This is a genomic window from Halorubrum tibetense (assembly GCF_042661865.1).
Classification (GTDB): domain Archaea; phylum Halobacteriota; class Halobacteria; order Halobacteriales; family Haloferacaceae; genus Halorubrum; species Halorubrum tibetense.
Genome location: NZ_JBHSWW010000232.1, coordinates 1 through 3,889 on the forward strand (window position 1 = coordinate 1; position 3,889 = coordinate 3,889).

The window sequence follows — 3,889 nt, forward strand, 5'->3', positions numbered from 1 at the left end:
GCCGCGGGGCCGGACGCGACCCCGGAAGACGCGGTGGCGGAGATGGAGGCCTGCGAGCCGATGAGCGCGCACACCGATATCGGCGCGGGCGTCTCCGTGGCGGAGCCGACCGTTCACGAGGGCGGCGGCGAGGCGACCGTCGCGATGCTCGACTGCGGCGCGAAAGGGTCGAGCGTCTCCTCGCTCACCGAGCGCGGAGCCGACGTCCACGTGTTCCCGTACGACTCGACGCCCGAACAGGTCGCCGAGGCCGACCCGGACGTGCTGTTCGTCTCGAACGGTCCCGGGGACCCGGAGAACTTCGTCGCGGCCCAGGAAGTCGTCGACGCGTTCGCGGGCGAGACGCCCATGGCCGGCATCTGTCTCGGCCAGCAGATCGTCGCGAGCGCGCTCGGCGGCACGACGGAGAAGATGTCGTTCGGCCACCGCGGGGTCAACCAGCCCGTGAAGGACCTCCGGAGCGGCAGGGTCGTGATGACGACACAGAACCACGGCTACACCGTCGACGACACGGGACCGCTGGAGGTGACTCAGGTGAACGTCAACGACGACACGGTCGAGGGGCTCGACAGCGACGAGCTCGACGTCATCACCCGCCAGTACCACCCCGAGGCGAACCCCGGCCCGCACGACTCGCTGGGCTTTTTCGACGACGTGCTGGCGATGGTCGACAACCGCCGTCGAATCGCCGCCGACTAAGCGAGTCGCGACCGCCCACACACTGACCGAGCTGGAGTACCAGCCCTCCACCGACGCCCGAGCCGCGTCCTCGCTCCGCGTGCCTACCACTTGAACCGCATCCTCGCTCCGCATGCCTACCACTTGAACCGCGTCCTCGCTCCACGTGCCTGCCACTCGAGCCGCGTCCTTGTTTCGTCCGCTCGACGGCCCGTTTCCGGCGGCGTTTTCACCGGTGCCCGCGAGTGGCCACCATGAGCCTGAAGATCCTCCTCACTAACGACGACGGTATCGACGCTGCGGGGATCCGCGCGCTGTCCGACGCGCTCTCGCGGGACCATGACGTCACCGTCGTAGCACCGGCGACGAACCAGTCGGGCGTCGGCGGTACCCGTTCGTGGTGGGAGACGACGGTCCAGTACTCCGAGACGGAGCTCGGCTATGCGGTGGAGGGGACGCCGGCCGACTGCGTCGCCGTCGCGGACGTCGCGCTCGAACTTGACCCCGACCTCGTCGTCTCCGGCTGTAACCACGGGCCGAACATCGGTGCACACATCCTCGGGCAGTCGGGGACGGTCGGTGCCGCGATGGAGGCAGCGTTCCTCGGAACGCCCGCCATCGCGGTGTCGATGTACGACCGCGGCAACCTCCCGATCCCGCCGACGGTGGGGCGCGATGACTTCGCGCTGGCGGGGGAAGCAGTACTCGCGCTGATAGATCGGATCGAAGACGGCGTGCTCCCGTTCGGCGCGGACGTGTTGAACGTGAACGTTCCCGCCGCTGACGACGAGAACGCGGGCGACCCGACGTACCGGCTGACCGAACCCGCGCGGGGGTTCGACGTGATCGAGTTCCACCCGGGCACCGACGCAGGGAGTCACGGCGACGGGGACGAGTCGGCCGCGGCCCGCTTCGACGAGCGGCGCGGCGAGATGGGGATGGAGCTGCGCGACCGGTTCTGGCGGGAGTTCCTCCGCGGGGACGTCGCCGACGACCCCGGATCGGACCGGCTCGCAACGGTCGACGGCGAGATCAGCGTCTCGCCACTCTCCTCCTCACGAGCGATCGCGGGGGACCGTGCCGGGGAGGCGATCGATATCGGCGCACGGCTTCCGCTCGACGCCAGTACGGAAGCGACTGGGGGCGACGGGAGCTCCCGTCCATCGGGTTCCTCGTGATCGGGAATCGACTGTCAGGCGCGCCGTGTTCGGGAACTACCGTCGGGGGCGACGCGAGCTACTCGTGAACTCCGAGGCGAGCCGACCGAGATACCACACCAACAGCAGGCCGAGGAGGAGCCCGCCGGCGGCGGCCGCCGCGATCTGTGTGACTGTCGGATCGCCGAGCAGCGAGATCAGCGGTGGCGACACCGTCACGAGCAGTACGAACCCCGCCTTGATCTTCCGATTGCCGGCGTCGCGCTCCGCCGGCGTCATCGGCTCTACCATCCGACACCCGTCCAAAGGGTGTTCGTCCCGCGCCATCCGGTCTCCATGGTCGGGTCACGCACCGGGCGGGTATCAACCTCATGGACCGAACCGAACCACTGGCTGCGTGACGCACGGTGATAAATCTCGCGACCGTTCACGCCCGTAACGGCCGATCGTCGGGATGAACGGTCTGGACTGTTTAAGTTCGTCCCGCCCCGACCGATCGATGCCCCTACCCGCGGACCCTGCCACGGCGCGGACGGATCCGGCTCGGTCCGACGGCGGTGCGGCCGGGATGAAACGGACGGCGTCCCGGCGGCCGCCGTGTCGGCGGGTTGTACCCTGTGCCCACCGCGAGAGCGTTCAGCGGGGTTCGACCTCTTCGCCGGCGACACCTGTTCCGCGGTACTTTTGACCTGACCCCGACAAGCCGATGACATGGACGACGAACTCCGCGAGCGGGTCGAGGCGGCCGGGGAGGCGGCCGCGCTGTTCAACGCGCTCAAACACGGGAGCGACCCCGATGTCGGCGCGATTATGGGGCCGTTAATGGGCGAAAATCCCGAATTCCGCCCCCACGGGGACGAGATCCCCGGCGTGATCGCGCCGATCGTGAACCGTGTCGCCGGGATGGACGAATCGGAACGTCGGGACCGACTGGGTGAGGTAGCCCCGGAGCGACTCGCGACGCTCGAGGCGGACGACGAGGGCGACGACCACGTCCTCCCCGATCTACCGAACGCCGAAGAGGGCGAGGTCGTCATGCGTGCGGCCCCCAACCCGAACGGCCCGTGGCACATGGGGCACGCCCGGATGCCCGCCGTTATCGGGACGTACAAGGAACGGTACGACGGCGAGTTCATCTGCCGGTTCGACGACACCGACCCCGAGACGAAACGCCCGGATCTCGGCGCGTACGACGCGATCCTGGATGACATCGCGTACCTCGGGTTCGAGGTCGACCGCGTGCTGCGAGCCTCCGATCGACTGGACACCTACTACGACCACGCGCGCGACCTGATCGACGCCGGCGGCGCGTACACCTGTGACCTCCCGGCCGAGGAGTTCTCCGAACTGAAAAACGCCGGCGAGCCCTCGCCGAACCGCGATAAGGACCCCGAGACCGTCCACGACGAGTTCGACGGCATGATCGCGGGCGAGTACGACGCCGGCGAGATGGTGCTTCGTGTGCGGACCGACATCGAGCACAAGAACCCCGCGCTGCGCGACTGGGTCGCGTTCCGGATGATCGACACGCCGCACCCGCGCGAGGAAGCCGCCGACTACCGCTGTTGGCCCATGCTGGATTTCCAGTCCGGTATCGACGACCACCTCACGGGGGTCACGCACATCATCCGCGGGATCGACCTGCAGGACTCCGCGAAGCGCCAGCGGTTCGTCTACGACTACTTCGACTGGGAGTACCCGGAGGTGCTCCACTGGGGCCACGTCCAGCTCGACGAGTACGACATCTCGCTTTCGACGTCGACGATCAAGTCGCTGATCGAAGCGGGTGACCTGACCGGCTGGGACGACCCGCGCGCGCCGACGATCGCCGCCGTTCGACGCCGGGGGATCCGCGGCGAGGCGATCGTCGAGTCGATGACCGAGCTCGGGATGTCGACCTCCGACGTCGACCTCGCGATGTCGTCCGTCTACGCCAACAACCGCGATCTCGTCGACGACGAGGCAGACCGGTACTTCCTGGTCCGCGATCGCGAGGACGACCCCGCCGTCGCGCTCCCGATCGAGGACGCGCCGGACGCCCCCGCGCCGGACGC

General features: G+C 68.7%; 4 protein-coding genes. 3 read left to right on the forward strand and 1 reads right to left on the reverse strand.

Features of this window, described 5'->3' with window-relative positions; genetic code table 11:
• Both ACFQEU_RS12580 and surE read left to right on the forward strand, forming a co-directional pair.
• The coding region (locus ACFQEU_RS12580) for a glutamine amidotransferase-related protein (protein ID WP_379782650.1) at positions 1-699 on the forward strand (699 nt) is incomplete at its 5' end.
• 233 nt (positions 700-932) lie between these two features.
• Positions 933-1,856, forward strand: a complete 924-nt coding sequence (gene surE, locus ACFQEU_RS12585; protein ID WP_379782653.1) for a 5'/3'-nucleotidase SurE — start codon at positions 933-935, stop codon at positions 1,854-1,856.
• 36 nt (positions 1,857-1,892) lie between these two features.
• Here the strand turns inward: surE and ACFQEU_RS12590 are convergent, their stop codons facing one another.
• Positions 1,893-2,126: a hypothetical protein gene (locus ACFQEU_RS12590; protein WP_379782655.1), complete on the reverse strand. Its 234-nt coding sequence runs from the start codon at positions 2,124-2,126 to the stop codon at positions 1,893-1,895.
• A gap of 420 nt (positions 2,127-2,546) precedes the next feature.
• Here ACFQEU_RS12590 and ACFQEU_RS12595 point away from each other — a divergent pair.
• Positions 2,547-3,889 (forward strand): glutamate--tRNA ligase (locus ACFQEU_RS12595; RefSeq protein ID WP_379782658.1); only part of this gene is annotated, 1,343 nt, incomplete at its 3' end.